The sequence below is a fragment of the Streptomyces sp. NPDC021115 genome (assembly GCF_044333065.1).
Lineage (GTDB): Bacteria > Actinomycetota > Actinomycetes > Streptomycetales > Streptomycetaceae > Streptomyces.
In genome coordinates, this window is sequence record NZ_JBIRQF010000008.1 from 116,581 (window position 1) to 140,734 (window position 24,154).

Consider the following 24,154-nt stretch of genomic DNA (forward strand, 5'->3'; position numbering starts at 1 on the left):
CCTGCTCAGTGGCGCATCAGAAGAGTCCCGGCCGCCAGCACGGCGCCGAGCAGCAAGGCTGCCACCCCGTATGTGAGGCGGTGTGCGCGCAGCCCCGGGAGCAGCCGGTCGACGGCGTACCGGCCGGGACCGGTCAGGGCGAGGGCCGCGGCGCCGGCGGCGAGCACTACCGCGTACTCCACGCCCTCGGGCAGGAAGAAACCGCCGTTCGCGTCCACGACGACGGCATTGACCATCGTGCCGAAAACCGCGGCACCCGCGAGCGGCGTGATCACGCCGAGCACCAGGCCGATTCCGCCGAGCATCTCGGTGATCCCGGCGACGGCGGCCATCGTCCTGCCCGCCGGATACCCCATGCCGGTGAATGCCTTGCCGATGCCGTCGAGGCCGAGGCCGCCGAACCAGCCGAACAGCTTCTGCGAGCCATGCGCCGCGATGGTCAGCCCGAGCACGATCCGGAGCAACAAGAGCCCGGTGTCGTACGCGTGCGCCGATGCGGTGGGGGTGGATCCATCAGCGGCCGAAGCCTCGGGGCTGATGGGCGGTGCGTCAACAGCGGCGGGAGTGGGAGGCATGAACGGAGCTCCTTGAGTCAGAGGGGGACCTGGGTACGGATCTTGCGGAATGCCGTCACGGGACAGGTGCCGGCGGATCGCCCGATGACCGTTGTTCGCGTTCAAATCCCGAAATGACCCAGCGGAGGGCGTGAATGCGTACAACGGATCTCTTCCTTTGGACGGCCGTAGTCCAAGCGGGCGTCAGATTCGTTTCCCCGCAGTTTCGTCGAGGTGGCTCACGCGTCAACTGCCTCTCAATTCAGAGATTTTGACGCCGTGATTGACCTTTCATCATCAGGCAACTGGCGAGAAACGCCAGGCCGCCGGTGGGCTGGTGAACTCTTCACCAAGCGCCAGAGGGCGATGGCAGACCCCCTGCACAGAAAGAGAGAGTCCATGTTTGCGTCTTTCAGCGAGGTACGAACCGGTCGCCCTTCAAACGGCCGACGGCGGCTGATGCGGGCCGCGGGGACTTTGGTGGCGGCCGGCGCGCTCGCGGGTTTCGCCGGGACGGGCACCGCTTCGGCGCATGACAAGACGCCGTCGCGCTCTGTCACGAGCCCGGTTGGGGAGTCCGCTGGCGCCCTGTGGCACCACGTCGAGATGTACCACTTGAGTGACCCCACGTGGGAGGTGACCAGCATGCTCACCGACCCGGCCGGCAACCTCAAGGTTCACGGGAAGATGGCGGACGATGTCCTCTCCCCCATCGCGGAATCCGCCGTGGGTACGCTGGGCGGCTGATTTTCCGACCCGCCGTCCGCTTGACGACTGTCGGAATCCCGAACAGTCCGGGGAAGCCACCACACCAATGGTGCTCCCCGGACTGCTCGACAGGGCAGTCAATTTTCATGCCCCATGCCGCGCGGGTGCCCTGTAATCGCTGCGCGGGAAATCCGCTGGCGAGAAGGGAAAGTGATGAGCGCTGCGGAGGCGGCAACAATTACCGCCAAGGATGCGCCGGATTCGGTGAATACGCCGGGTCCGGGGTTCGTGAGCCGTGCCACGGCACTCCGCGGACTACTGGAGCGGAATCGCGTCGCCGGCGATGAACGACGCCGCCTGACCGATCCGGTCATGGCCGAACTCGCCGGAACCGGACTGTCCCGGATGTGGGTGCCGAGGCGGTTCGGGGGGTGGGAATGCGACCTTCGCACCATGGTGGACACCACGATCGAGGTGACGAAGGGGGACCCGTCCGCGGGCTGGGTGCACTGGATTCTCGGCTGCGGCGACTGGCTGGTCGGGCTGTTCCCCGAGGCCGGCCAGGCGGAGGTGTACGCGAACGGGCCTGACACGCGAGTGTGTTCGGTCTTCGCTCCCAGCGCGACGGCGCGCCGCGTCGCAGGGGGCTGGACGGTCAGCGGACGGTGGAGCCCCGCGTCAGGCTGCGCACATGCCCAGTGGGCCATGCTCGGCTTTCCCCGGCCCGACGCAGCGGAGAAAGGGCACCCGGACGACGGAGATCTCGGTTTCGCTCTCATCCCCATGAGCGAACTGCGGGTCGAGGACACCTGGTTCACCACGGGCATGCGTGGCACCGGCAGCAACACCCTTTCCGGTGAACACCTCTTCGTGCCCGACCACCGTGTGCTTTCCGTGATGCCGGCCGTCCGCGGTGATCTCGCGCTCCAGAAGGGTTTCGCCGGCAGCCCCCGGTATCGGACGGCGTTCCTGCCGACCCTGGTGACCCACATGATGGGCCCCTACATCGGGATGGCCCGCGCCGCGCTGGAACTCGTCTCGAAGGACGCGTCGACGCGCGGTATCTCGTTCACGACCTACGGCAGGCGCAGCGATTCCACGGCGTTCCAGCTGGCTGTCGCCGAAGCGACGGCACGCGTGGACGCGGCTACCGCTCTGGCCCACAGCGCGGCTGACAGCATCGACGCCTACGCCGCCGCCGGGACGTACCCCGATGTCGTCTCCCGCGCCCGGGTCCGCCTGCACTTCGGACATGTGGTGGCCCAGTGCTGCGAGGCGGTCGACCTCTTGGTCTCCGCGCACGGTGCCTCCGCGTTCGCCGAGGCGAATCCGCTCGGAGGCATCGTCCGCGACATCCAGACGGCCAGTCGGCACGCGTTCGCCAGCCCGGCGGTCAACAAGGAGGTGTTCGGGCGCACCGTGCTCGGCGTCGAGGAAAACATCACCGAATTCATCTGACGCCTCCGAGGCGACCGGTTACGGCAGAAGCCCAGCCGCCTACAGCAGCCCACCTACAGCAGGGAGACAGCTGTGCCCACAGCCGAAACGGCCCCACGCGGTATCCAGGACACGATGTTCAACGTCTTCATGGCACGAGCCCTGTATGCCGTCACCTCGCTCGGCATCCCCGACCTGCTCAGCGACGGGCCGCGGTCCTGCCGCACCCTCGCGGACAAGACCGGCGTACGCGCCGACTCGCTGCACCAGGTGCTGCGGGCCGTGGCGAGCACAGACGTGCTGTGCACCGTCCCCGCTCACGGCACCGGGGCCGGGGACGGGACCGGGGGGACGGACAAGGACGGAGACGGGCAGGCCTACGCGTTGACGCCCATCGGCGAGACCTTGTGCACCGGCCACCCCAGCGGCACCCGCGACATGGTGCTCACCCTCCAGGGGCCCATCTGGGACGCGCTGACCGTCCTCCCCCAACGGCTGGCCACGGAGAGGACCGGAACGGAGATCGCCCTCGGCCTGCCGTGGTTCGACTATCTGCGGCAACGCCCCGACAGAGGTGCCGCGTTCGACCGCATGATGATCGCCGTGCACGGTGACGAGCCGGAGGCCGTGGCCCGCGCGTACGACTTCTCCTGGGCCGAGCACGTCACGGACGTCGGCGGCGGCGTCGGAACCTTGCTGCTGTCCGTGCTCCGCGAGCATCCCCATCTGTCCGGTGTGCTGTTCGACCTTCCGGAGGGTACGGAGCACGCCCGCGGTTACATCGAGGCCTCCGGAATGGCGGACCGCTGCGGCACCGACAGCGGCAGTTTCTTCGACGCGGTGCCGCCCGGGTCCGACGCGTACCTGCTGTCGCACATCCTGCACAACTGCGACGAGGACTCCTGCCTGCGCATCCTCCGCTCCTGCGCGACGGCGATGTCCCCGCGCAGTCGGCTGCTCATCGTGGAGATGGTGCTGCCCTCCGGCGACGAGCCACACCCCGGCAAGATGCTGGACCTCGCGATGGTCACGCTCACCACCGGCCGGGAGCGCACCGCGCAGGAGTACGAGGCCCTCCTGGCCCGGGCCGGGCTCCGACTGCGGGAAGTCGTTCCGACCGCCTCCGCTGTCAGCGTCCTCGAGGCGGTACTGGAGACCGCCTGACAAAGCACTACCAGGCCCCCTGGTTCCGACGACTCGACACCGAAAGCCCACCCGGCTCAACGACACAAGCCATCAGTCGCAGCCGGCCCGTTCAGCGAGGTGTGACATGCACAGCACAAATCTATCCATCGTCGGAATCGGCGCGGTGACCGGCTACGGCTGGGGAATCGACACCATGTGGGACGGCCTCTCCAGCGGCCGCCCGGCCGCCCAGCAGTGGTACGAACTGGGCGGCCGATTCCCGGAGGGCTGCTGGTTCGCCCGGGTCCCGGAAGGTCCGGAGCGCGAGAACAGCGGCACGTCACGGTACGCGCAGGCCTACGCCGCCGCCGTCGACGAGGCGCTACAGGACGCGCGGAACTCGGGCTGGGAGCCCGGCGAACGGGTCGCGATCCTGCACTCGACGACCCGCGCCGACCTCGAACTCATGCGTACGCGCTATCTGGCCCCCGAGTCCGTCAGCCCGCGGCGGTCGTACGTGGAGCAAGCATGGACCACACCGCCTGGCATGGCCATGATGCGGCACCAGTTCACCGGGCCTTCCATGGTGGTCAGTGCGGCCTGTTCGTCCGGGCTGCACGCGCTGGCCGTGGCGCAACGGTTGCTGGACTGCGGAGACGCCACCGATGTGGTGGTCACCGCGGCCGACATCGGGTTCGACGGCGAGGAGATGACTCTGTTCGCCTCGCTCGGCCCGCTCATCCACGACGCACCGCCGGAGGCCGTGTGCCGGCCCTTCCAGGAAGGCTCCCGCGGATTCGTCCTGGGGGAGGCGGCCGCCGCGGTGGTACTCAGCCGCTCGTCCACGGCCCAGCCGTACGCCAGGCTGCTGTCGTCGACGCTCGGCAATGACGCCTACCACCCGGTGGCCATCAAGCCCGACCACGTCCAGATGCTGCGCGTCGTCGACGAGGCGCTCACCGCCGCCGGCACCGAGCGGTCCGCTGTGGAGTACTACAGCGCTCATGGGACCGGCACCGAAGAGTGCAACCAGGCCGACACGGCAGTGCTGGACCACCTCGACCAGGCGGCGGGCTACGGGCTCAAGCCGCTACTCGGTCACACGATGGGCGCCGCGCCGCTGATGGACACCGTGGTGATGGCCGCGTCGTACCGGGCGGGCCGCCTCCCGGTACCCAAACCAGTATCGAACGGACACCCCCGGCTCGCGCGAGATGCCATCGAGCGCGACAGCGGGGTCACCCTGCAACTCGGCATCGGGTTCGGCGGCAACATCTCCGCCGCCGTCTTCGACGGCCCGCCGACTCCCGGACGGGCGGCATAAGGCAGCCCGGGAAGGTACGGCGCTCAGGCAGGCGTGATCGGCTCCTGGAGTTCCGTCACCCACTCGTCCTGGTTCTCCGGGCACTCCAGGTAGATCTCCCGGGGGTATCCGGCGGACCGGTAGCCGTTGGCCTCGATCCAGCGGCCCAGGGTCTGGATGGTCGGCAGGACCGTCTCCATCGAACCCCGGTGGATGATCGTCGCCGCCGTCCCGACCGGCGGCAGGTCCACGACCCGCAGGCCGTCGTCCTCCTGTACCGGGGCGGCGACCTCGATCCCGGCGTGGATGAGGACACCGCCGTCCGGCGCGTCCTCGTAGTAGGCGACCCCGGGCCCGGTCGGCGTGATCCCCGCCGCCGCCAGACGCGGGAGCAGTTCCCCGTACAGCGGCTGGATGACCGGCCCGATGGCATCGAATCCGGTCGTCACACCGGTCAGCTCGGCGATCCGTACGCCCGGCAGGCTCTTCACCGCGACATCGTCGGACGACATCTGTCCCTCGCTCTCGATCGACCGGAGCCTCGCCTCGACCCGCACCAGCCGGGCCGCCGCGGCCGTCATCGCGGCCTCCAGATCGGCCTGCCGCACCCGCAGCATGGTCCGCAGCTCCTCGGTGGTGGCCTTCTCCTCCAGGATCTCCCGGACCTGCGAGAGGGTGAAGCCGAGGTCTTTGAGGGCGATGATGCGGTTGAGACGGGCGAGCTGGGCGGCGGTGTAGTACCGGTAGCCGCTGGCGGGGTCGACCCGGGCGGGGTGCAGCAGCCCGGTCGCGTCGTAGTGGCGCAGCATCCGGACCGACACCCGCCCGTGCCGGGCGAAATCTCCGATGGTGAACATGATGTCCCTCAGTCCACGGCCTCACACGGTGTGAGGGTCAAGCGCCGTGGAGCTTGACCTTACCCTCACCCTCAGGGGCAAGGTTTAGGACTACGACGAGCACGGCGTACGGCTCGCGCGGGAGATCCGGGCGCTCAGCGGCCTCGGGATTCCCGTGGAGCGCACCCGGCCGTTCCTGGACTGCCTGGCGGTCGGCCATCAGCACGCCGACGACTGCCCCGCGTCGCTGGCCGGGTACCGGCGGGCGATCGACGAGCTGACGCAGCGCATCACGGGGCTCACGGCACGCCGTACGGCGCTGATCGCGCACCTCCAGGAGGCCGCCCACCGCAACAGCCGTGTCTCACCGCCCCCGTCAGAAGGAGGAGTGGACCCGATGAACGACTACCAGAGCCTGCCCGCCGGCCTGCCCGTCCCCGAGGACGACGGCGCGGCCGCCCACCTGCCCGGTACGGCCGTGCCGCCCCTGGAGCTGCGCACCACCGGCGATACGACGGTCCGCCTCGACGCCCTGGGCACGGGCCGGACGGTGCTCTACGTCTACCCCCTCACCGGCCGCCCGGGCACCGACCTGCCCGAGGGGTGGGACGCGATCCCCGGGGCCCGGGGCTGTACCCCCGAGGCCTGCGGCTTCCGCGACCACTACCAGGAGCTGCTGGACGCGGGCGCGGTCCGGGTGTTCGGCCTGTCCAGCCAGGACACCGACTACCAGAGCGAGGTCGTCGAACGGCTCCGCCTGCCGTTCGACATGCTCTCCGACCCGACGCACAGCCTGGCCCAGGCGCTCCGTCTCCCCACGTTCGAGGTCAGCGGGCTGACCCTCTACAAACGCCTGACGCTGATCATCCGCGACGGCGTGATCGAGCGCGTCTTCTACCCGGTCTTCCCGCCGAACGAGCACGCCGACGAGGTCCTCACCTGGCTGCGCGACGCCCCTCGACAGGCACGTCGTACATCCTGCGGGAGCAGCTGACCCCTGGCCGCGTACAGGGCGGCCAGAGGTCGGAGAGCGAGCTGAGGGTTCGGTAGGTGGTGCGGCCCGTTACGCGTCCGGCCGCCAGTCGAACGGGAAGTGCTTGCTGGACCCGCCACGGTACTCGCGGGAGAAGTCAAAGCCTTCGGCGTGGTCCGCACTCACCACACCCCATGTCGCGACCTGGCCGGGCCCCACCTCCGCCCCGGGGGCGTTGATCAACTGCACCCGGCGCTTGGGGTCCGAGGTGGGACCGGTCAGCGCCGTGGCGCCCACGCTCACCTTGTCTGACACGGTCGCCCGCCAGTACGCGAGATCCGGCGCGGCGTCGAAGTGAATCGGGGCGTATTGCACGCTGCGCACGTCGCTGATCAGCGAACCGAATGTGCCCGGCCACCCCCCGGCGTTGCCGCGGAAGATCTCCTCCAGGGCATCCCGCTGTGCGGGCGTCCCCTTCGCGTCGATGTAGAACATCGCCGTCATCGTGGCGTCAGGGTCGTCCACCCACATGTTCCCCGCGAACTCGCCGAGCGCCACGACGCCCAGGCCGTCCAGGCGCACGTCCCCGAAGTGCCCTTCATGGATCTGCCATACGAGCGTGAACAGGCAGGCGCCGTTCGTCGGAGCCTGCGCGAAGGTGCAAGGGCAGGGCATCGAGCAGCTGCAAACGTCGAACCACTCGCCCTTGAGGTGCCAGTTGGTCTGGTTCATCACCATTCCCCTTCCCCAGATACCCCAGCGGGGTATGCATCTGACGAGAGGTTAACCCGCCGCCCACCGTCGCGTCAAATACCCCTGGGGGGTATACGCCGGGTAGCGACAGCCAAGGACGGCTCAGCGCCTCGGTGCTGAAGCCGCCCGCGCCTCGGTCAACTTCGGCGGGCGGGCCGGGGCGGCCGCAGTCGGTGCACTCCAGGAGGCGGCTGATGGTGATCTCCGGCCGGGGCTCCGGTGCGGGCTCCGGAGGCAGCTTGGTCTCCAGCCGGGTACGGGCCAGCGCGGCCGGGCTGTGCACCGGCACAGGCAGCCCGGCCGTCAGCGCCTGGACGAGGCGGGCCGGGTCGGCGTCGCGCGCCAGCCAGGCCGCGGCGAGGGGTTCGAGGCGGGCGCAGTCGGCGGCCGAGAGGGTCATCCGGGGGACTGTACGGCTCAGGGACGCCAGCACGTCGTACGCCCGGGTCCTGGTGGGGGCGGCGGGGGCCGCGCACGTGGTGCGGGGCTCCGGCGCGTCGTCGCCGCGTACGAACGCCTCCCACCACTCCTCCCCGCGCGCCGTCCGCGAGAAGAACGTACGGGTCACCCAGCGCGCCCCGTCCTCCGTGATGAGGTGTTCGCGTACGCGCCGCAGATGACCGGCCTCGGGCAGGCACTTGGCGAGCGTCTTGGCGTCAATCGCGGCACCGTCCGGCAACCGGTCGATGTACGCGGCGATGGCTGCCTCACGCTTGGGCAGCCCCGGGCCCTGAGCACCAGATGGGGAGGCGGGGTGTGCCGACGCCCCGTTCCTTAGATAAATGCGCGGAGGTCTCGGCGCCCGAAGCTCAGTGCCTCTTACGATGGCTGCTGACCGCAACTGGTCAGCTGATTGCCGCAGATTGACGATCGGGGCGCAGGAAAATGTCAGGAACTGAATGGATGTCATCGCGGTCGGAGTTCGCCCAGCCGCCGGTCGACCTCCGTACCGACGTACCGCACTCCGCCCGCGTCTACGACTACCTCATGGGCGGCAAGACCAACTACGCACCGGACCGCGCCGCCGGTGACGCCTCGGCGCGGGCCTGGCCCAGCCTGCCGACGTCCATGAAGCAGGCGCGCTACTTCATGCACCGGTCGGTCCGCCATCTGGTGCGCGAGCACGGCATACGCCAGTTCCTGGACATCGGCACCGGCATCCCGACGCCCCCGAACCTGCACGAGGTCGCGCAGGAGATCACCCCCGACGCTCGGGTCGTGTACGTCGACAACGACCCCATCGTCCTCACCCACGCCCGTCACCTCATGACGAGCACCCCCGAGGGACGGACCGAGTACATCGACGCGGACATCCGCGACCTCGACTCCATCCTCGGTGCGGACTCCCTGCGCAAGACCCTGGACCTGGAGCAGCCGGTCGTGCTGTCCCTGATCTCGATCGTGCACTTCGTCATGGACGAGGACGATCCGCAGGGCCTGGTACGGCGGTTGATGGCCGAACTGGCGCCGGGCAGCGCGCTGGCCATCACCGTCTTCACCGGCGACACGGCCCCCCAGGAGGTCGCCGGGGTCGGCCGCGAGTACAACGAGCGCGGCATCCCCCTCAAGATCAGGGACAAGGCCGAGGCCGAGCGGTTCTTCGACGGCCTGGAACTCATCGACCCCGGCGTGACCCTGCTCCATCACTGGCGCCCCGACGCCACCACGGAGGGGGTCCGGGACGAGGAGGTCGCGATGTACGGGGGCGTGGCCCTCAAGCGGGGCTGACGGCGAAGGCTATGAACTCCGCCCAGGCGTCCGGGGCGAGGATCAGTTGGGGCCCGGCCCTGTGCTTCGAGTCCCGGACGTGGACGGTGTGCGGGCAGGTGGCGACCGTTACGCAGGCGCCGCCCTGGGTGTCGCTGTAGCTGGACTTGAACCACGCGAGCTCGTCGCTCATAGCTCCTCCGCCAACTTTCTGATGAAGTCTGCCGAATCCTCAGGCCTGAGGGCTCGCCGAATGATCACGGCATGCCGCTGGGCGATGACGCTGACCTTCGCCGGGTCTGCGGAGAGGACCCCGGTCTCTTGGGCTTCTACGTACGCAAGGTGCTCGTGCTCGGGGGTTTCCAGCAGTACGAACGGTCCGTTGAGGCCCGGGTGGGCACCTCCCAGCAACAACACCTGGATGGCCACATTGCGCCGCTCCCCTATGTCCAGCAGGTGCTACAACTGCCGCTTGTGGACGTCGTACTCGTCGACTGGGTAGCGCAGTGCCGCCTCTCCGATCACGAAGTTGAACGCCTTCGTCTGCTTGTCCAGCAGGGAGTGCCGCTCCAGCCGGGCCGCGACTCGCTCCTCGATCGTCTCGTCGTCCAGCACCGGACATGCCGACTGGAGCAACGCTCGGACGGTTTCCCCTGTCTGTAGGAGTCCTGGAATGTGCTGAGGCTCGAAGCCGTTGAGGACGATCGCCTCGGCCTCGTACCGGATGAAGTCCTCCGAGTACGACGCGAACTTGTCCGGCTTCAGGTACTCCTGACCCGCCAGCAGCAGCCCCCGCGCGCCGAACATCTGGTCCGCGACCTGGAGCAGCCGCAGCGCGGGCTTGCGCCGCCCCTGCTCCATCGACTTCACGGTCTCGTACTCGTAGTCGGCCTCTTTGCCCAGCTGTTCGCGGCTCACCCCGGCCTGCATACGCCACAGCTTGCAATGCTTCGATGGATGTAGTTTTTTCTGTGCCCCGTGACCTGGGCGTTTGCCCCGGCACCCCGGCTCGGCTCGCGCCCTGGTCGTTCATGGGTCAGCCGAGATATGGCCGGTCGCGGTGTTCAAGGAAGTGGCGGAGTCGGAGCCGCTGTGTGTGATGCATGGACAACTCGGCGAGGTCTTCGGGCGGGACGAAGCGGAGTTCCGTGGACTCGTCGGAGATCGCGAGCTGGCCGCTGACGATGCGGGCAGTGAAGCAGACGTTGAACTGTCGGCGAACCTCGCCGTCCGTGTAGGCGATCACGTGACGCGGGTCGGTGTACGTGCCGACGAGCGCGGTGATCTCTACGTCGAGTCCGGTCTCTTCCTTGACCTCACGGACAGCTGTCCCCGGTAGGGAGTCGGTCATTTCCATGCCGCCGCCCGGCAGTGCCCATAGATCATTGTCTCGGCGGCGCTGGAGCAGGATACGTCCGCTCTCGTCGGTGACGACAGCGGACGCAGCGACAACCAAGCTGTTCGGCTCGGGTGCGTCCGGATCGTCGTAGTACTCGGTGCGCGCCATGGGTCAGCCTTCCTGTACCAGTGTCCCTGTCGCCCATACAGCGTCGAAGCTCCGGGCGTAGGTGTCGAACATGCCGCCCTCGCCGTGTCGGCGCAGATGCCAGACGGGCGCGCCGTACGCGTTCACGCCCCAGACATGGGCGTTGACCATGACTTGATCATCTGCGCGATAGAGCGAGTTGTAGAGGGTCGTTCCGTGCGTCCGCACCTCGATGCCCGGGGTGCTGATGAGGGGGCGGTAGTGCAGCAGGGCGAGCCGACAGCGGGACTCGATGCCGTGGCCGAACTTCTCTTCTTGGCCGCGCTGCTGGACGTTGAGGCTGTCGGCGTCGCCGACGGCGATGCGTACGGCGCAGCCTTGGGCGGCTCGTTCCCGTAGAAGATCGTTGAGGCGGGGGTACGCCTCGTGGAGGAAGACGGCGGCGTACACGAGCACATCGATCCGTTCGCGGGCCTGAGTCAGCATCTCCACGAACGTGGACACGGGGATGTCCGCGCGCTGGTCGTAGAGCGCCACGAGTTCGGGGCTGACCGCGCGGGCGGGGCGCGCTTGACGGAGCGCTGGCCATAGGACGTGCACGTCTTCTCCTAACGTTTCCGCTGCCAGGATGGCCGTGCTGCGTCGCGGCGTACGGTTGAGGTTGACCCATCTTTCAACGGACTTGGGGTCTACCTCGACCTTTTCCGCGAGGGTGGCGTATGTCCAGCCTCCGGATGCCATGACGGCACGTAGCCTCTCGTTCGGCACCTCTGAGTCTCTCCCTCCATGTCGGGACGGCACTAGGGACGTTCTACCCGACGCGGGACGTCCCGAAGTGGGGTTTAGGGGAGGTTCCTACGTCCTGATTCACAGCGCAATGATCGCGAAAAGACTCCCGCGACCGTTGCAGGCGGCCCGGGAGCGTGGTCAACGCTGTGAAGGAGCGTCAACGTGCAAGAGAGTATCGCCCGACTCGTGGAATGGCTGCTGAGGCTGGTTCTGCCCGCACCGGGCCGTCATCGCGCCGTCGGGCTCCGGTCCGACATGGCGTGTAGGGATACGCCGACGGTTCGTCTGGCACGTGTGCCTGTACCTCACGTGTGGGTGCCGTGTGGCGGGGACGTGGCGGGCACGGGCCTTGTCCGACCATACGTGGTCGCGCATGAGCGGCAGAGGGGGACTGCCGGGCGCGGCGTGAAGGCGGTGGCGCTGTGAGCGTGCGTCCCCGTTTGCTGCCGTGGAATGGTGCGAACGGCCAGCCCGCCTATCTCGTGACCGACGAAGAAGGTACCGGGCATGTGTCGAAGCTTGCTGACGAGATGGAGGCGTTCCATCTCCATATGGCCAGCGAACTCCTGGGTCATGCTCTCGATCTGCTCGGCAACCCCAAGGCAGAAGTGGAGGAGCTTCGCTTTCTCTCGAACCGCATGATCGAGGCACTGCGCGATGTGCTCCGGATCGCTGAAAGTCGCGGTATGCGCCTCGGTCCGCCCCAAGAGAACGAGGGTGATGGGCCAGGTCGAGGGAGTGGGGCGGCCGGATGAGTACTGACTCGGAAGGCTGGCGCGTCGGTCCCGCACCGGGATGTGGCCTGCGCCACGGGGAGGGCGGCCGTCTTGAGCTACCGCTTCATGTCCTTCGCCCTGGCCGCGCGTCCCTGGCTTCGCTGGTGCTGACGGTGGTGGAGGCAGAGCAGTTGCACGCCGCCCTGTGTTACGCGCTCGGCGATGAGCCTGCCCCGGCAAACGCTCCGGAGTGTCGAAAGCCGGTCCGTTACCCGGGTGGCAGACAGCAGTACTGAGGTCGGCTCAGTCACGACAACCGAAGAAGCAACACCGGACCACCCCCTTGCCTGGACAGCTTCCGGGGTGGTCCGGCTGGGGATCGATGATCCCCGGTGCCGATGGTACCGGGGCCGTCGTCGTGCTCTCACTCGACGTGCTCCATGAGTTGGTGTCAGGTGAAGTGCAGAGAAGGGGACTTGACCGTATGTGCTGCCCTGGGGGCGACGGGTTCGACGGTGAGATAGCAGACCTGGAGGCGGGGACGTGGATACGCGGAGTGGACTACATGAGGGGCTGGCGCGACGCGCGCGATGCGGTAGCCGAGCTGGGCGGCGCGCTGCGGCTGGTCGGCGTGGATACGACCGGGGCGCGGCTGTGTGCTGCTACGGGAGCGGACGGCGCTGGTGTGGTGAGGCTGGAACTGTCGGCGACGACGGCGCGTGAGATGGCGATGCTGGCCAGGGTGGCGGCGGCCCGACTGGGCAGGGCGAGCTGATCGCGGTTGGCCGGTGGCCTGCGTGCGGCGCTGGATCGGCGCGCTGTGGGCACGCCGCCGGCCGTAGCGGCTTTTGGGCGGGAGCTGCCACGGGGCGAGAGAACAGGGGGCCTTACGCTGGCCCGGCGAATCGGGCGGGTCTGTGATCCTGCCCGCGTTTGCGACCGATCGGCCCCCTGTTCTTAGAGGCTCGCCCCGTGGTGGCTGCCTAAAAGCCGCGTAGGCCGTCGGCCCCAGCCACAACGCCCCAGCCCCGAACAGCGGTCGGCTCCTCGGCGAGCGATCGCGGGTGCGCTTGGGAGTGCGGGCGGTGGGCGTCCGCCGGGACCGGCGGCCACGCCGCAGCCCGGCGGGGCGGCCAGACCGCCCGGCGCGCCGCAAGGCGCGCCCTTGAGTAAGTGAAGACAAGTTTCGACACCTCGCCGGTCACTTGGCGGTCGGTCGGCGTCGGCGTCGGGAACGGCTGGCCTACTGAGGACGTCATGCCGGGGTGCCGTAGTCGGGGGCCAAGCCCTGTGGCGCCCGGTCGGGGCCGGACGCGGGCCGTTTGCCTGCGGGGTGGGTGTCAGTCCTGCCTGAGACCATACAAGGACCAACGAATAGCGCCCTGACCAGGGCGTTTACCGGATACCGAAGGAGAGGGGCACACATGATCGCCCGCTGCGAACCATCGACCTACACACCCTGGAGGGTGCCCAATAACCGGCGACAACACATCCGACCGCGCCTCTGCCGAATCGTCTTCGCCTTCTGCCGGTCCGGAGCGAGACGATCACGCGAAGCAGGAAGCGAACGACGCATCCGGCGCTTACGCGCTCCCTGCGACCCTCTCAGACGATGCCGACGACTGGGCATGGGCCAGAGAGCACGCGCGGAAGGCTCCGAAGTGGTCTGACCGGAAGTGGCGGCACATGAACGCGGTCATGCGGATCAAGCTCTCGGACGGTGGGGAAACACACCCGCGTTCACGCACCTCGTGACGGGCCCTGGCTGGCCCGCTGTCACTCCTCTTCGGCGTACAGCGGGACCAGCCTGTCACGCAGCGGAATCCGCTTTCCCTTCCCCGAAGGCAAGACAACAATCGCAGTGAACGCACGCTCTACATAGGCGCGTTTCTCCGCGAGCGTGATATCCGCACGACTCCATTCCTGGGCCATATCGACGGGCGTTCCCTCAGCGGCAAGCGCTTTACGCTGCCACGCGTTACGGTTCCTGGTGAGCTGCTGCTCTTCGGCCTCGTATTCGGCGAGGTCCTTGTAATAGCGCTGTGCGCTGATGAGTCGTTCTTTTCGGGCTTGCTTCAGGTCTGCGATGTCCTCACGGATATTCGCTAGCTTCTGCTCGTCGGGCCAGACCTCCGGAGCCGTTGTCGCCTCACGGCTCGCGGCCTCTTCCTCGTGCTTGGCGATGACCAGCTTCCTCACCAGTTCATCGGCCTCGGGGCCGGGAATGAGGACGCCCCCGCATCCGCGCCCGGTCGCTTTCCCTGGGCACATGTAATAGAAGTAACCCTCTGGCTTCTTCTTGGCCGGTGACGCCTTCAGGGCTCGGAGCCTCGCGCCGCAGTCGTCTTTACCGCAGCGCAGCGTGCCAGTCAGCAGGTACATACGGGCGTTGTGTCCGTTGCCCCTCTTCGGAGCCTCTTCGAGTATCGCGGTGAGCGCCTGCCACTCGGCGGGGGCCAAGATGGCCTCGTGCTGCCCCATGACCGGGTTTCCCTTGTCGTCGGAGACGATGACCGTGTGCCTGCTCTGCGCCCCCGTCTCCGCATCGACCTCAATGACGATGCGGGAGCGGTAACCGCAGATACGCGGATTACTCAAGACCTTCTTGAGGACCTGTACGCTCCACTTCTTCCCGTTCGCTGTCAGCACTCCCTGTCGGTTCCAGTCCGCTACGACCGCGTACCGGGGCGCGCCCTCGATCAGGCGACGCGCCGCCTCCCGTATGAGCTTCACTTCCTTCGGGTGGAGCGTGCGGCGGTCTTCCTGCCAGCCGAACGGGCGGGGACCGCCACCGGGGATGCCCTCTTGCTGCATGGCCTTGTGCTTCCGCTTCACTCGCCGGGCGGTGTCCGCTGACTGCTTGTTGGCCATCGCGACGATGACCCGTGCCATAGCGCGGCCGTTATCTGTCAGAAGATCCAGCGTGCCGGTGATGTCAATGATCGGCCGGTGGTAGTGCTCCACGATCTCGATGTCGTCTTCGAGATGTCGGGAATCGCGGGTCAGGCGGTCGATGTCGTACACGATCAATCCGTCGATGCGCTCACCATTGGGCGCCCGGCCCGACTTGAGGTCTGCCAGCGCACCCTCGAAAACCGGCCGGATGACGCGGTGGACCACGCGCCCGTCAGGCAGGCGCACCGGCCTGCGCTTCCATGCCGAGGTGTCCGGTTCGGTGTAGGTGTAGACGTACCGGCCACCGCGCCCCGTGACAAACTCTCGATTGTCCTTCTCCTGCTCGGCGGTGCTCTTGATGTCGCGCCCGGTCATGAACCGCGACGCGGCGCCTGGCTGGCTGTCGGCCTCCAACGGCTCGCCCTCGGCTTCCTCCGTTGAAAGCCGGGTGAGTCCAGCCCAGTTCATGCCGTCCAGCTTGCCCCACTGCGCCCGTTGCACGAGTTCGCTCATGCGGGCGAAACTACATCCGCCAACTCACTGATTGATCTGATTGCCGCAATACCGCCAGGCCATCGGCGACTGCGAACATCGGCCGGGCGCGGGCGCTGCTGCGTGAGCAGGCTCGTACGTGGCAGATCCCGGACCCGCAGGCCGAGGTCGCCGTGCTGCTGCTCAGCGAGCTGGTGACGAACGCCTGTCGCCACGCGCGCGTTTCGCCTGGTCGGGAGGTCCGCGCACGCTGCGTGGTGCGTGACGAGAAACTGCGCGTCGAGGTGTCGGACGCGAGCGAGGTGATGCCTCAGCCGCGCCGGGCGACGCCGGACGACGAGTCGGGGCGGGGGCTGGCGCTGATCGCGGCGCTCGCGGACGCGTGGGACGCGCATCCGCGGGCGTGCGGCATCGGGAAGACGGTGTGGTTCGAGCTGAAGCTGTTGGCGACTACGTAAGCGCCGCGAGACCACCGGCCAGCAGGTCGTAGGCGTGCTCGGCGTCGCGTACGGCGCCCGGGTAGCGCTCGTCAGCGGACTCGCCGCCCGCCAGGCGCTGGAAGTTGTCCGTGGACAGCGCCCACTGCACGGCGATGATCTGGACGGCGGCCAGGCGGGCGGTCAGGTCCGGCGCGTCGGTGGTGTCGCGCAGGGCCTCGGCGAGGGCGCGTTCGCCGCCCGCCTTGAAGCGCTGCATGCGGTCGATCAGGGCGGGGGTGTCGTAGATCAGCTGGGTGAGCGCGCAGACGCTGGGGTGGTCGTTCATCCCGGTGATCGGATCGCGGCGGGCGAGGCCGTCGAGGTAGTGGGCGCGCAGGGCGGCCAGCGGGGCGGTGCGCGCGGGGCGGGCGCGTACGACCCGGGCGGACTCGGCCTCGTGGTCGGCCATGCGGTGCACCACGAGGTCTTCCTTGGTCGGGAAGTACGCGAAGAGCGTGCGCTTGGACACCTCGGCGGCCTCGGCGATCTGGGCGACCGAGACCTCGTGGTAGCCGCATTCGAGGAAGAGGCCGATCGCGGCGTCCGAGATCGCGGCTCGGGTCCGCTGCTTCTTGCGTTCGCGCAGGCCAGGTTGACTTTCGGTCGTCACGATGCCCACGTTACCCCACCGAATTGCACTTGGAATAGTTCTGCACTTGGTGTACTTATTTACCGAGTGCAGGAACGCGAAGGGGAGCGTGGGGATGAACGAGATCGAGACCGATGTCGTGGTCGTGGGGGCCGGGCCGACCGGGCTGACGCTCGCGTACGAGCTGGCGCTGGCCGGGGTGGAGACCCTGGTGCTGGAGAAGTTGCCCAGCCGCAACCAGCAGACGAAGGGCGGTGCGATCCATGCCCGTACCGCCGAACTGCTGGAGTCGCGCGGGCTGCTGGAGGCGATGCGGAAGCGGGCGTTCCCCGGCCCTCCGGTCGGCGCGAACTTCGCGCTGCTGCCGGTGCCGCTGGACTGCGGGGCGTGGGACACCCGGCATCCGTCCCCGGTCATGCTCCCGCAGTGGGAGATCGAAGAGGTGCTGGAGGAGCGGGCCACCGCCCTCGGGGCGCGGGTGCGGCGGGACGCCGCCGTGACGGCCGTCGAGCCGGACGACGACGGGGTGACCGTCACGGCGGACGGGGGCCTGCGGGTGCGGGCGCGGTACGTGGTGGCGTGCGACGGGGGCCGCAGCACGGTGCGCAAAAGGCTCGGGATGCCCTTCCCCGGGCGGCCCGGGACGTATCTGGCCGTCCTCGCCGACATCCGGCTGTCGGCCGCCTCGCCGCTGGTGCCGCGCGAGCGGGGGCACATCAGCACCCTGACGCGCCGGGCGAACGGCTACTGGGCCATGCTCATTCCGCTCGGTGACGACCGCTACCGGCTGACCTACGGGCACGACGGGGGCGCGGACCCGGCGGAACCCACCCGGGACACCCCGATCGGCGAGGACGAGGTCGCCGCCGCGCTGCGGGCCGTGTACGGCGAGGAGACCGTGCTCGGCGGGGTGGACAACTCCTCGCGGTTCAGCGACGCGACCCGGCAGGTCGAGCGGTACCGGGACGGCCGGGTGCTGTTCGCCGGGGACGCCGCGCACATCCACCCGGCGCTGGGCGCGCAAGGACTGAACCTCGGCGTGCAGGACGCGTTCAACCTGGGCTGGAAGCTGGCCGCGACCCTCCAGGGCCGGGCCCCGGCCGGGCTGCTGGACAGCTACCACGCCGAACGGCACCCGGTCGCGGCCAGGGTGCTGCACCACACCGCCGCTCAGCGCGTGCTGGCGGACCCGGATCCGAGCGAGGACGTGGCGGCCCTGCGGGACGTCTTCATCGACCTGATGCGGCTACCGGACACCAACCGGTACCTGACGGGACTGATCTCCGGGCTGGCGCTGCGGTACGACGTACCCGGCACGCACCCCCTCACCGGGCGGCGCGTCCCGGACGCCGAACTGACCACCGCCGACGGCCCCACCCGGCTGTCGGCGCTCTTCGGCGCGGGGCACGCCGTGCTGCTGGACGTGGGCGGGCTCGTCCCGGACGACGTGACGCTGCCGGGACACGTGGACCTCGTACGCGCCAAGTGCGCCACCGACCTGGGCGCGGGGGTACTGCTGCTGCGGCCCGACGGCTACGTCTGCTGGGCGGCGGACGATGCGGAGGGGTGCCGTGCGGGGGTGCTGGACGCGGTCGCCGAGCACCTGACGACCGGGTGATCAGACCAGGCGGCGGGCCGTCGCCCAGCGGGTGAGTTCGTGGCGGTTGGAGAGCTGGAGCTTGCGCAGGACCGCCGAGACATGGCTCTCCACCGTCTTCACCGAGATGAACAGCTGCTTGGCGATCTCCTTGTACGCGTAGCCGCGCGCGATCAGGCGCAGCACCTCGCGTTCGCGCTGGGTGAGGCGGTCCATGTCCTCGTCCACGGGCGGGGCGTCGGTGGAGGCGAAGGCGTCGAGGACGAAACCGGCCAGGCGCGGGGAGAACACCGCGTCGCCCTCGGAGACGCTGAAGATCGCGTCGACCAGGTCGGTGCCGGTGATCGTCTTGGTGACGTAGCCGCGGGCGCCGCCGCGGATGACGCCGATGACGTCCTCGGCGGCGTCCGAGACGGACAGCGCGAGGAAGCGCACCGGGCGCTCCGTGGCCCCCATCAGCGCGGCGCAGCGGCGCAGCACCTCGACCCCGCCGCCGCCGGGGAGGTGGACATCGAGCAGGACCACCTCGGGACGGGTCGCGGTGATCACGGTGACGGCCTGGTCGACGTCGGCCGCCTCGCCGACCACCTCGACGCCGGTACGGGCCGTCTCGCCGATCTCGGCCTGGACGCCGGTGCGGAACATGCGGTGGTCGTCGACGAGGACGACGCGGACCCGGCGTTCCTCTCCGGCCTCGCCCGTGCCGCTCTCGCCGTCCGCCGCCCCCGTGCCGCCCGTTGCCTCGGTCATGTCGTCGCCGCCCTCTCCATCTCCAGCTCCACTACCGTGCCCCCGTCGGGCGCGGACCTCAGCCTGGCCGTGCCGCCGTTGCGCCGCATCCTGCCGATGATCGACTCGCGGACGCCCATGCGGTCGTCCGGTACCGCGTCCAGGTCGAAGCCCGGGCCGCGGTCGCGTACGGACAGGAAGACCGTCGCGCCCTCGACTTCGGCGAACACCTGGACCGCCCCGCCGTCGCCACCGTACTTGGCGGCGTTCACCATCGCCTCGCGTGCTGCCTGCATCTGGGCCGACAGCCTCTCGTCGAGCGGGCAGTCGCCGACCACGACGACCTCGATCGGGACGCCGTGGTGGTCCTCGACCTCGGCCGCCGTCGCCTTGACCGCCTCGGCGAGGGTGTCCGGTTCGTCGGCCTCGTCCTTGCCGGTGCCCTCCGGCTTGTACAGCCAGGCGCGCAACTCCCGCTCCTGGGCACGGGCCAGCCGGGCCACCTCGCGCGGATCCTCGGCGCTGCGCTGGATCAGGGTGAGGGTGTGCAGCACGGAGTCGTGGACGTGCGCCGCGACCTCCGCGCGCTCCTGGGCACGGATGCGCATCAGGCGCTCCTCGGAGAGGTCCTGCGTCATCCGGATCACGTACGGGCCCGCCAGCAGCGCGATCCCGACGATCACGGCGAGGGCGGCCTGGAGGACGGCGCCGAGGTGGCGGGCCGAGCCCTGGAGGACGAGGATGCCGGTCACCCCCGCGCCGACCAGCACCACCCCCGCGCCCGCCCGGGCCAGCGGCAGCACCCGCTTGCTGCGGCTCAGCTCCACCCACTGGGCGCGGCGGGAGTTGTCCGCCTGCCGCCAGAACAGGGCGACGCCCGCCCCCACGAGGAGCAGCGGCCAGATGTAGGTGTTGGCGCGGCCCAGTTGGAAGCTCTGGACGAAGATGCCCATGCCGACGAAGAGGGCGACCAGGGCGATGATCTGGCCGCGCTCCGGCTTGCGGGCCAGGATGCGGCGGCGTCCGTCGGGGCCGACGGTGGTGAGCGGGCGGGGAGTCGTCTCCCCCACGCCGCCTACGCCGAGCGGGACGATGAACCAGAACAGGGCGTAGAGGAGGGTGCCGAAGCCTTCCGCCATGATCAACGCGACGAAGGCGATCCGCACCCAGGAGACGGGCAGCCCCAGGTGCCCGGCGAGGCCCCGTGCCACGCCGCCGAGGAGGCGCCCCTCGGCGCTGCGGTACAGCTTGCGCGGGGGCGGCTCGGTGGGGGTGGTCGGGGGCGCGGGGGCGGTCATGCTCCGATCGTCACATGGCCCCCGCGGTCCGGACATCAGGGTCGACCCTGATCGTTCCCGGGGTGGGGGTGGGTGGGCGCCTGCGGCGGGCTGTCCCCCACCCCGCCCCTTCCCGGCCCCGGTCGATTTGCGGCTCCGCCGCGTGAGGGCTGCGCCCCGGCCCCGCAGCCCCGGCCCGCACTCGCGGCGCTGCCCAAGACCACGGCGACGGACCTGCCAGGCGGCCGCAGCACAAGCGCGCCGAGCGGGGGTCTGGAGGCACAGCCCCAACAGCGGGGGCCGGGGTGCAGCCCCGAGAACGGGGTGGGTGGGCGGGCAGCGCAGGGCGCCACCGCGTGTCAGTGGACGCGGAAGCTGTCCCGGACCTTGTCGAAGATCGGGCGGTACTTGCCCCAGTCTTCTTCCGGCGCGCTCAGATAGATCGCGTATTCCTTGTCGCCCTCGTTACCGAAGCCCAGGTCGATCGCCCGGAACCAGCGGGCGCGGCCCTTGAAGCGGAACTCCCAGATCGCCGCGGGCATGCCTCGGAAGGTGGTCTCCTGCATGCGGGTCCGCTCGTACGCGAGAACGTCCTTCTTCAGGGCGGTCTCGACGTCCTCGAAGTGCCTGACCTGGTCGTTGGAGGCGAAGTCCAGGACGTTGACCGAGAGTCGGGCCATCTTGGTGGGGTCCAGGTAGCGGACCTCCTGGGTGTTGTCGACCTTTCCGTCGTTGTCGGAGTCGATCTTCCAGTTGTCGGGGACGGGGAAGGACACGTTGAGCCCCGACACCAGGCGGTAGCCATCGGGGACGGGGGACGGGGTGGCCGAGGGAGAGGCCGAGGGGGTCGAGCCGGAGGCGGAGGGGGTGCTGCCGTCCTTCTTCCACGCGTAGACGCCGACCGCCACCACCATGACCACCAGGGCCGTCCCGATGGCGGCCCACCGGGCCTTGCGGACGCGGGGGAGCTGGGGCGGCGGGGCGGGGAAGAAGTTGGGGACGGGGTTCGGCCGCTGCGGGGTGGGGGCGTCGCGCCGCGGGGGCGGCCCCGGCGGGGGCGGGCTCGGGCTCCGGTTCGTCGACAGGACCATGGTCGGCGTGCTCGTCGTGGTCGTCCGGTCGCCGCCCTGCCCCTGCACCGGATACACCGTCGTCTCCGGCTCCGACGCCGGGCCGCGCAGCGCGCGTTCCGTCTCCTCCGCCGACGGCCGCTGCTCCGGCTCCTTCGCCAGCAGGGCCTCGATCAGCGGGGCCAGCGAGCCCGCGCGCCGCGGCGGCTCCAGGGGGTCCACGGCGATCGCGTACCCGGTCTCGATCGGCGTCGGCTTACGGAACGGAGCCCGGCCCTCCACCGCCTGATAGAGCGTCGCGCCCAGCGCCCACAGGTCGGACGCCGGGCCGGGCTTGCGGCCGCGCACCCGCTCCGGGGCGATGTAGTCGATGGAGCCGACGACCTCGCCGGTCTTGGTGAGCGTGGAGGTGCCGGTGGCCATGGCGATGCCGAAGTCGGTGAGCACGACCCGGCCGTCGGCGCCGAGCAGCACGTTGCCGGGCTTGACGTCGCGGTGCAGGACGCCGGCCGCGTGGGCGGCGCGCAGGGCGGCGATCATGCCGCGGCCGACGCGGGCGGTCTCGTCGGGGGAGAGCGTTTCGCCGCCCTTGAGCAGGTCCCCCAGGGTCGTGGACGGCACGTACTCCATCACGATGCACGGCAGCCCCCCGTCGTCCACGACGTCGTGGACGACGACCACGTTGGGGTGGGTGATGCGGGCCGCGCTCCGCGCCTCGCGGCGGGTACGCTCGTGCATCGTCGTCAGTTCTTCCTCGCTGAGGTTCGGCGAGACGTGCAGCTGCTTGACGGCGACCTGACGGGCCAGCAGTTCGTCCTCGGCGCGCCAGACCGTACCCATGCCGCCGCGGCCGATCTGCTCGACCAGCCGGTACCGCCCGGCAATCAGCCGCCCTACGTCCGACACCGCACTTCCCCTCCCGCTCCACGGCGGCCTGCTTTCCACGCATGCGCGCGCATGTTCGCCCCGCCACGATAGTCGCCACGACATCGGGGATGATCTCAGGGAAGGCCCAGGGTTTCACCGGATGTCGCCGGAACGACCGTCTTGTCACCATGGACGCATGACCGATGCACCCACCGTGGCGGACGAAGACGAGGGCCCGGCCGGTTCCGCGGAATCGCGGAGTACGGCCGTGCCGCTGCGGCGCAGCCGCGACCAGAAGATGGTCGCGGGGGTGTGCGGCGGGCTCGGCCGCTACTGCGACGTCGACCCGGTGATCTTCCGGGTGGTGCTGTCGGTGCTGTCCGTCGCGGGCGGGATCGGACTGATCCTATACGGCTTCTGCTGGCTGCTCGTGCCCCTCAACGGGGAGGACGAGAACGAGGGGCGGCGGCTGCTCTCCGGGCGTGTCGAGGGCCCGGCGCTGACGGCGGTGCTGTGCGCGCTGGTCGGCTGCGGGCTGTTTCTGTCCATGCTGAACAACGGCGGGGTGATCTCGTTCTCGTTCATGCTGGTGCTCGCAGCGGCCGGCGTCGGTTATTGGTCGCACCACCGGCGGTTGGCGGAGAGCGGCGGCGCGGTCGATCCGGCCACGGCCCAGGCCGTCGCGGACGCGCCCCCGGAGACCAAGGCTCCGCCGACGCGGGGCGGGCCGGGGCCCTCGTGGTGGCGGGACCCGATCGTCAAGGACGGTACGAGGGGGTCGGCGGGGCGTTCCGGCGCGGGCGCGGGTGCGGGGTATCTGTGGGGGCCGGACGACGGTCCGTACGACAGGGCCGCCGCGCGGGCGCAGCGGGCCCGCCGGGTCCGCGACCGGTCCTCCATCGGCGGCTGGATCTTCCTGGTCGCCCTCGCCGCCGCGGCCACCGGCACCCGGCTGTCCTGGTACTCCCACCCCCTCGGCGCCAGCCTGGAGATCGGCCTCGTGAGCGCGCTGGCGGTCTTCGGCCTCGGGATGGTGGTCAGCTGCTGGTACGGGCGGACGGGGGCCGGGACCGCCATCATGACCGTCGTCACCTGCGCCCTGCTGGCCGCCGCCACGGCGCTCCCGCGGTCCGTCACGACCGACTGGTCCCGCGAGCGGTGGGCCCCGACGTCCGCGGCCGCCGTGCGGCCCTCGTACGAGCTGGGCGGCGGCGTCGGGGAACTCAAACTGGACCGCTTCCGGCTGACGGACGACCAGACCGTCCGCACCCGGGCCGAGGTGGGCGCCGGAAAGCTGGCCGTGACCGTGCCCGGGGACGCCCGTCTCAAGCTGACCATACGAACGGGCCTCGGCGACATCCGGCTCCCGGGCGAGCGCGCCGACAACATCGACATCGAGCCGGACCGGGAGCAGACCGTGACCCTCGAACCGAAGGGCGGCGCGAGCGCGGCCCACGGAACGCTGGTGCTGCGGCTGTCGATCGGCCTGGGGAACGTGGAGGTGACCCGCTCATGAAGCGGCATCCGGTGGAACCGGGAAAGCTGGTGGCGGGGCTCGTGGTGCTGGGCGTGGCCACGGTGTACGGGCTGGACGCCGCGGGTGAGTGGGACGTGCGGTCGCTGGTGCCGCTGATGGTGCTGGTGGCGGGTCTGTGCGGGGCGGGCCTGGTGTCGGCCCTGACGTATGTGGCTCGGCGGAAGCGGGCGCGGGGTGCGGAGGGCTCCGCCCCGTAGGGGCGTGGCTCTTCCCCACCCCGCCCCGCCCCTTCCCG

Annotated in this window: 23 protein-coding genes and 2 pseudogenes; 13 read left to right on the forward strand and 12 right to left on the reverse strand. The window is 69.8% G+C overall.

Annotated elements, in window-relative coordinates:
• Window positions 1–5: 5 nt before the first annotated feature.
• Window positions 6–575: a DoxX family protein gene (locus ACH4TL_RS24780; protein ID WP_398319388.1), complete on the reverse strand. Its 570-nt coding sequence runs from the start codon at window positions 573–575 to the stop codon at window positions 6–8.
• Between the two features lie 594 nt (window positions 576–1,169).
• On the opposite strand from ACH4TL_RS24780, the gene ACH4TL_RS24785 reads away from it, so the two are divergent.
• The 4 genes from ACH4TL_RS24785 to ACH4TL_RS24800 all read left to right on the forward strand — a co-directional run bounded on the left by ACH4TL_RS24785 (window position 1,170) and on the right by ACH4TL_RS24800 (window position 5,148).
• Window positions 1,170–1,301, forward strand: coding sequence for a hypothetical protein (locus ACH4TL_RS24785; protein WP_398425337.1), 132 nt, complete (start codon window positions 1,170–1,172; stop codon window positions 1,299–1,301).
• Between the two features lie 114 nt (window positions 1,302–1,415).
• A complete protein-coding gene (locus ACH4TL_RS24790) occupies window positions 1,416–2,720 on the forward strand; it encodes an acyl-CoA dehydrogenase family protein (RefSeq protein WP_398319382.1) in 1,305 nt (434 codons plus the stop codon).
• A gap of 72 nt (window positions 2,721–2,792) precedes the next feature.
• Entirely contained in the window at window positions 2,793–3,863 is a 1,071-nt protein-coding gene (locus ACH4TL_RS24795) for a methyltransferase (protein ID WP_398319379.1), read from the forward strand.
• A gap of 106 nt (window positions 3,864–3,969) precedes the next feature.
• On the forward strand, window positions 3,970–5,148 hold the full coding sequence (locus ACH4TL_RS24800) for a beta-ketoacyl synthase N-terminal-like domain-containing protein (protein WP_398319376.1): 1,179 nt from the start codon (window positions 3,970–3,972) through the stop codon (window positions 5,146–5,148).
• A 23-nt stretch (window positions 5,149–5,171) separates the two neighbouring features.
• On the opposite strand, the gene ACH4TL_RS24805 is transcribed toward ACH4TL_RS24800, so the two are convergent.
• Entirely contained in the window at window positions 5,172–5,984 is an 813-nt protein-coding gene (locus ACH4TL_RS24805; RefSeq protein ID WP_398319373.1) for a MerR family transcriptional regulator, read from the reverse strand.
• 154 nt (window positions 5,985–6,138) lie between these two features.
• Between ACH4TL_RS24805 and ACH4TL_RS24810 the strand changes: the two genes are divergently transcribed.
• Window positions 6,139–6,957, forward strand: a complete 819-nt coding sequence (locus ACH4TL_RS24810; protein WP_398319370.1) for a redoxin family protein — start codon at window positions 6,139–6,141, stop codon at window positions 6,955–6,957.
• Between the two features lie 69 nt (window positions 6,958–7,026).
• Here ACH4TL_RS24810 and ACH4TL_RS24815 read toward each other — a convergent pair whose 3' ends face one another.
• Window positions 7,027–7,668, reverse strand: coding sequence for a DUF1326 domain-containing protein (locus ACH4TL_RS24815; RefSeq protein ID WP_398319716.1), 642 nt, complete (start codon window positions 7,666–7,668; stop codon window positions 7,027–7,029).
• A 215-nt stretch (window positions 7,669–7,883) separates the two neighbouring features.
• Here ACH4TL_RS24815 and ACH4TL_RS24820 point away from each other — a divergent pair, with 215 nt between their 5' ends.
• Both ACH4TL_RS24820 and ACH4TL_RS24825 read left to right on the forward strand, forming a co-directional pair.
• Window positions 7,884–8,309, forward strand: a complete 426-nt coding sequence (locus tag ACH4TL_RS24820) for a hypothetical protein (RefSeq protein ID WP_398319367.1) — start codon at window positions 7,884–7,886, stop codon at window positions 8,307–8,309.
• Between the two features lie 265 nt (window positions 8,310–8,574).
• The gene (locus ACH4TL_RS24825) at window positions 8,575–9,417 is read left to right on the forward strand and encodes an SAM-dependent methyltransferase (protein WP_398319364.1); all 843 of its coding nucleotides are present in this window, start codon (window positions 8,575–8,577) and stop codon (window positions 9,415–9,417) included.
• Here the strand turns inward: ACH4TL_RS24825 and ACH4TL_RS24830 are convergent.
• The 4 genes and pseudogenes from ACH4TL_RS24830 to ACH4TL_RS24845 form a co-directional block, all read right to left on the reverse strand.
• Window positions 9,404–9,589 (reverse strand): DUF397 domain-containing protein, encoded by a 186-nt coding sequence (locus ACH4TL_RS24830; RefSeq protein ID WP_398319361.1) that lies wholly within the window; start codon window positions 9,587–9,589, stop codon window positions 9,404–9,406. The genes ACH4TL_RS24825 and ACH4TL_RS24830 overlap by 14 nt on opposite strands.
• Window positions 9,586–10,326: pseudogene (locus ACH4TL_RS24835) on the reverse strand (DUF5753 domain-containing protein). The gene ACH4TL_RS24830 and the pseudogene ACH4TL_RS24835 overlap by 4 nt, the downstream one beginning before the upstream one ends.
• 106 nt (window positions 10,327–10,432) lie before the next feature.
• Window positions 10,433–10,903, reverse strand: coding sequence for an NUDIX domain-containing protein (locus ACH4TL_RS24840; protein ID WP_398319358.1), 471 nt, complete (start codon window positions 10,901–10,903; stop codon window positions 10,433–10,435).
• 3 nt (window positions 10,904–10,906) lie between these two features.
• Complete coding sequence (locus ACH4TL_RS24845; RefSeq protein WP_398319355.1) at window positions 10,907–11,623, reverse strand: helix-turn-helix domain-containing protein; 717 nt, start codon at window positions 11,621–11,623, stop codon at window positions 10,907–10,909.
• A gap of 470 nt (window positions 11,624–12,093) precedes the next feature.
• On the opposite strand from ACH4TL_RS24845, the gene ACH4TL_RS24850 reads away from it, so the two are divergent.
• Together ACH4TL_RS24850 and ACH4TL_RS24855 are read left to right on the forward strand one after the other, a co-directional pair.
• On the forward strand, window positions 12,094–12,426 hold the full coding sequence (locus ACH4TL_RS24850) for a hypothetical protein (RefSeq protein WP_398319352.1): 333 nt from the start codon (window positions 12,094–12,096) through the stop codon (window positions 12,424–12,426).
• 526 nt (window positions 12,427–12,952) lie between these two features.
• Window positions 12,953–13,162: a hypothetical protein gene (locus ACH4TL_RS24855; RefSeq protein ID WP_398319349.1), complete on the forward strand. Its 210-nt coding sequence runs from the start codon at window positions 12,953–12,955 to the stop codon at window positions 13,160–13,162.
• 1,001 nt (window positions 13,163–14,163) lie between these two features.
• Here ACH4TL_RS24855 and ACH4TL_RS24860 read toward each other — a convergent pair.
• Window positions 14,164–15,795, reverse strand: a complete 1,632-nt coding sequence (locus ACH4TL_RS24860; RefSeq protein ID WP_398319346.1) for a recombinase family protein — start codon at window positions 15,793–15,795, stop codon at window positions 14,164–14,166.
• 74 nt (window positions 15,796–15,869) lie between these two features.
• On the opposite strand from ACH4TL_RS24860, the pseudogene ACH4TL_RS24865 reads away from it, so the two are divergent.
• Window positions 15,870–16,232: pseudogene (locus tag ACH4TL_RS24865) on the forward strand (ATP-binding protein); the annotation flags it as partial.
• Here ACH4TL_RS24865 and ACH4TL_RS24870 read toward each other — a convergent pair.
• Window positions 16,225–16,863, reverse strand: coding sequence for a TetR/AcrR family transcriptional regulator (locus tag ACH4TL_RS24870; protein WP_398319343.1), 639 nt, complete (start codon window positions 16,861–16,863; stop codon window positions 16,225–16,227). The pseudogene ACH4TL_RS24865 and the gene ACH4TL_RS24870 overlap by 8 nt on opposite strands.
• 94 nt (window positions 16,864–16,957) lie before the next feature.
• Between ACH4TL_RS24870 and ACH4TL_RS24875 the strand changes: the two genes are divergently transcribed.
• Entirely contained in the window at window positions 16,958–18,460 is a 1,503-nt protein-coding gene (locus tag ACH4TL_RS24875) for an FAD-dependent oxidoreductase (protein ID WP_398319340.1), read from the forward strand.
• On the opposite strand, the gene ACH4TL_RS24880 is transcribed toward ACH4TL_RS24875, so the two are convergent.
• From ACH4TL_RS24880 to ACH4TL_RS24890, 3 genes are all read right to left on the reverse strand, one after another.
• A complete protein-coding gene (locus ACH4TL_RS24880) occupies window positions 18,461–19,189 on the reverse strand; it encodes a LuxR C-terminal-related transcriptional regulator (protein WP_398319337.1) in 729 nt (242 codons plus the stop codon).
• Window positions 19,186–20,466: a PspC domain-containing protein gene (locus ACH4TL_RS24885; protein ID WP_398319334.1), complete on the reverse strand. Its 1,281-nt coding sequence runs from the start codon at window positions 20,464–20,466 to the stop codon at window positions 19,186–19,188. The genes ACH4TL_RS24880 and ACH4TL_RS24885 overlap by 4 nt, the downstream gene beginning before the upstream one ends.
• Before the next feature lie 338 nt (window positions 20,467–20,804).
• Complete coding sequence (locus ACH4TL_RS24890; RefSeq protein WP_398319331.1) at window positions 20,805–22,421, reverse strand: serine/threonine-protein kinase; 1,617 nt, start codon at window positions 22,419–22,421, stop codon at window positions 20,805–20,807.
• Between the two features lie 157 nt (window positions 22,422–22,578).
• Here ACH4TL_RS24890 and ACH4TL_RS24895 point away from each other — a divergent pair, with 157 nt between their 5' ends.
• Window positions 22,579–23,898 carry a PspC domain-containing protein gene (locus tag ACH4TL_RS24895; protein ID WP_398319328.1) on the forward strand — a complete coding sequence of 440 codons (1,320 nt, stop codon included), beginning with the start codon at window positions 22,579–22,581 and terminating at the stop codon, window positions 23,896–23,898.
• Window positions 23,895–24,116 (forward strand): hypothetical protein, encoded by a 222-nt coding sequence (locus tag ACH4TL_RS24900; RefSeq protein ID WP_398319325.1) that lies wholly within the window; start codon window positions 23,895–23,897, stop codon window positions 24,114–24,116. The genes ACH4TL_RS24895 and ACH4TL_RS24900 overlap by 4 nt, the downstream gene beginning before the upstream one ends.
• Window positions 24,117–24,154 lie beyond the last annotated feature (38 nt).

What these genes read in the sequence shown, in the direction of transcription:
- ACH4TL_RS24780 (WP_398319388.1), bottom strand. Translation starts at nt 575, where the DNA reads ATGCCTCCCACTCCCGCCGCTGTTGACGCACCGCCCATCAGCCCCGAG.
- ACH4TL_RS24790 (WP_398319382.1), top strand. Translation starts at nt 1,416, where the DNA reads ATGCCGCGCGGGTGCCCTGTAATCGCTGCGCGGGAAATCCGCTGGCGA.
- ACH4TL_RS24800 (WP_398319376.1), top strand. Translation starts at nt 3,970, where the DNA reads ATGCACAGCACAAATCTATCCATCGTCGGAATCGGCGCGGTGACCGGC.
- ACH4TL_RS24805 (WP_398319373.1), bottom strand. Translation starts at nt 5,984, where the DNA reads ATGTTCACCATCGGAGATTTCGCCCGGCACGGGCGGGTGTCGGTCCGG.
- ACH4TL_RS24815 (WP_398319716.1), bottom strand. Translation starts at nt 7,668, where the DNA reads ATGAACCAGACCAACTGGCACCTCAAGGGCGAGTGGTTCGACGTTTGC.
- ACH4TL_RS24820 (WP_398319367.1), top strand. Translation starts at nt 7,884, where the DNA reads ATGGTGATCTCCGGCCGGGGCTCCGGTGCGGGCTCCGGAGGCAGCTTG.
- ACH4TL_RS24825 (WP_398319364.1), top strand. Translation starts at nt 8,575, where the DNA reads ATGTCAGGAACTGAATGGATGTCATCGCGGTCGGAGTTCGCCCAGCCG.
- ACH4TL_RS24830 (WP_398319361.1), bottom strand. Translation starts at nt 9,589, where the DNA reads ATGAGCGACGAGCTCGCGTGGTTCAAGTCCAGCTACAGCGACACCCAG.
- ACH4TL_RS24840 (WP_398319358.1), bottom strand. Translation starts at nt 10,903, where the DNA reads ATGGCGCGCACCGAGTACTACGACGATCCGGACGCACCCGAGCCGAAC.
- ACH4TL_RS24845 (WP_398319355.1), bottom strand. Translation starts at nt 11,623, where the DNA reads ATGGCATCCGGAGGCTGGACATACGCCACCCTCGCGGAAAAGGTCGAG.
- ACH4TL_RS24855 (WP_398319349.1), top strand. Translation starts at nt 12,953, where the DNA reads ATGAGGGGCTGGCGCGACGCGCGCGATGCGGTAGCCGAGCTGGGCGGC.
- ACH4TL_RS24860 (WP_398319346.1), bottom strand. Translation starts at nt 15,795, where the DNA reads ATGAGCGAACTCGTGCAACGGGCGCAGTGGGGCAAGCTGGACGGCATG.
- ACH4TL_RS24875 (WP_398319340.1), top strand. Translation starts at nt 16,958, where the DNA reads ATGAACGAGATCGAGACCGATGTCGTGGTCGTGGGGGCCGGGCCGACC.
- ACH4TL_RS24880 (WP_398319337.1), bottom strand. Translation starts at nt 19,189, where the DNA reads ATGACCGAGGCAACGGGCGGCACGGGGGCGGCGGACGGCGAGAGCGGC.
- ACH4TL_RS24885 (WP_398319334.1), bottom strand. Translation starts at nt 20,466, where the DNA reads ATGACCGCCCCCGCGCCCCCGACCACCCCCACCGAGCCGCCCCCGCGC.
- ACH4TL_RS24895 (WP_398319328.1), top strand. Translation starts at nt 22,579, where the DNA reads ATGACCGATGCACCCACCGTGGCGGACGAAGACGAGGGCCCGGCCGGT.
- ACH4TL_RS24900 (WP_398319325.1), top strand. Translation starts at nt 23,895, where the DNA reads ATGAAGCGGCATCCGGTGGAACCGGGAAAGCTGGTGGCGGGGCTCGTG.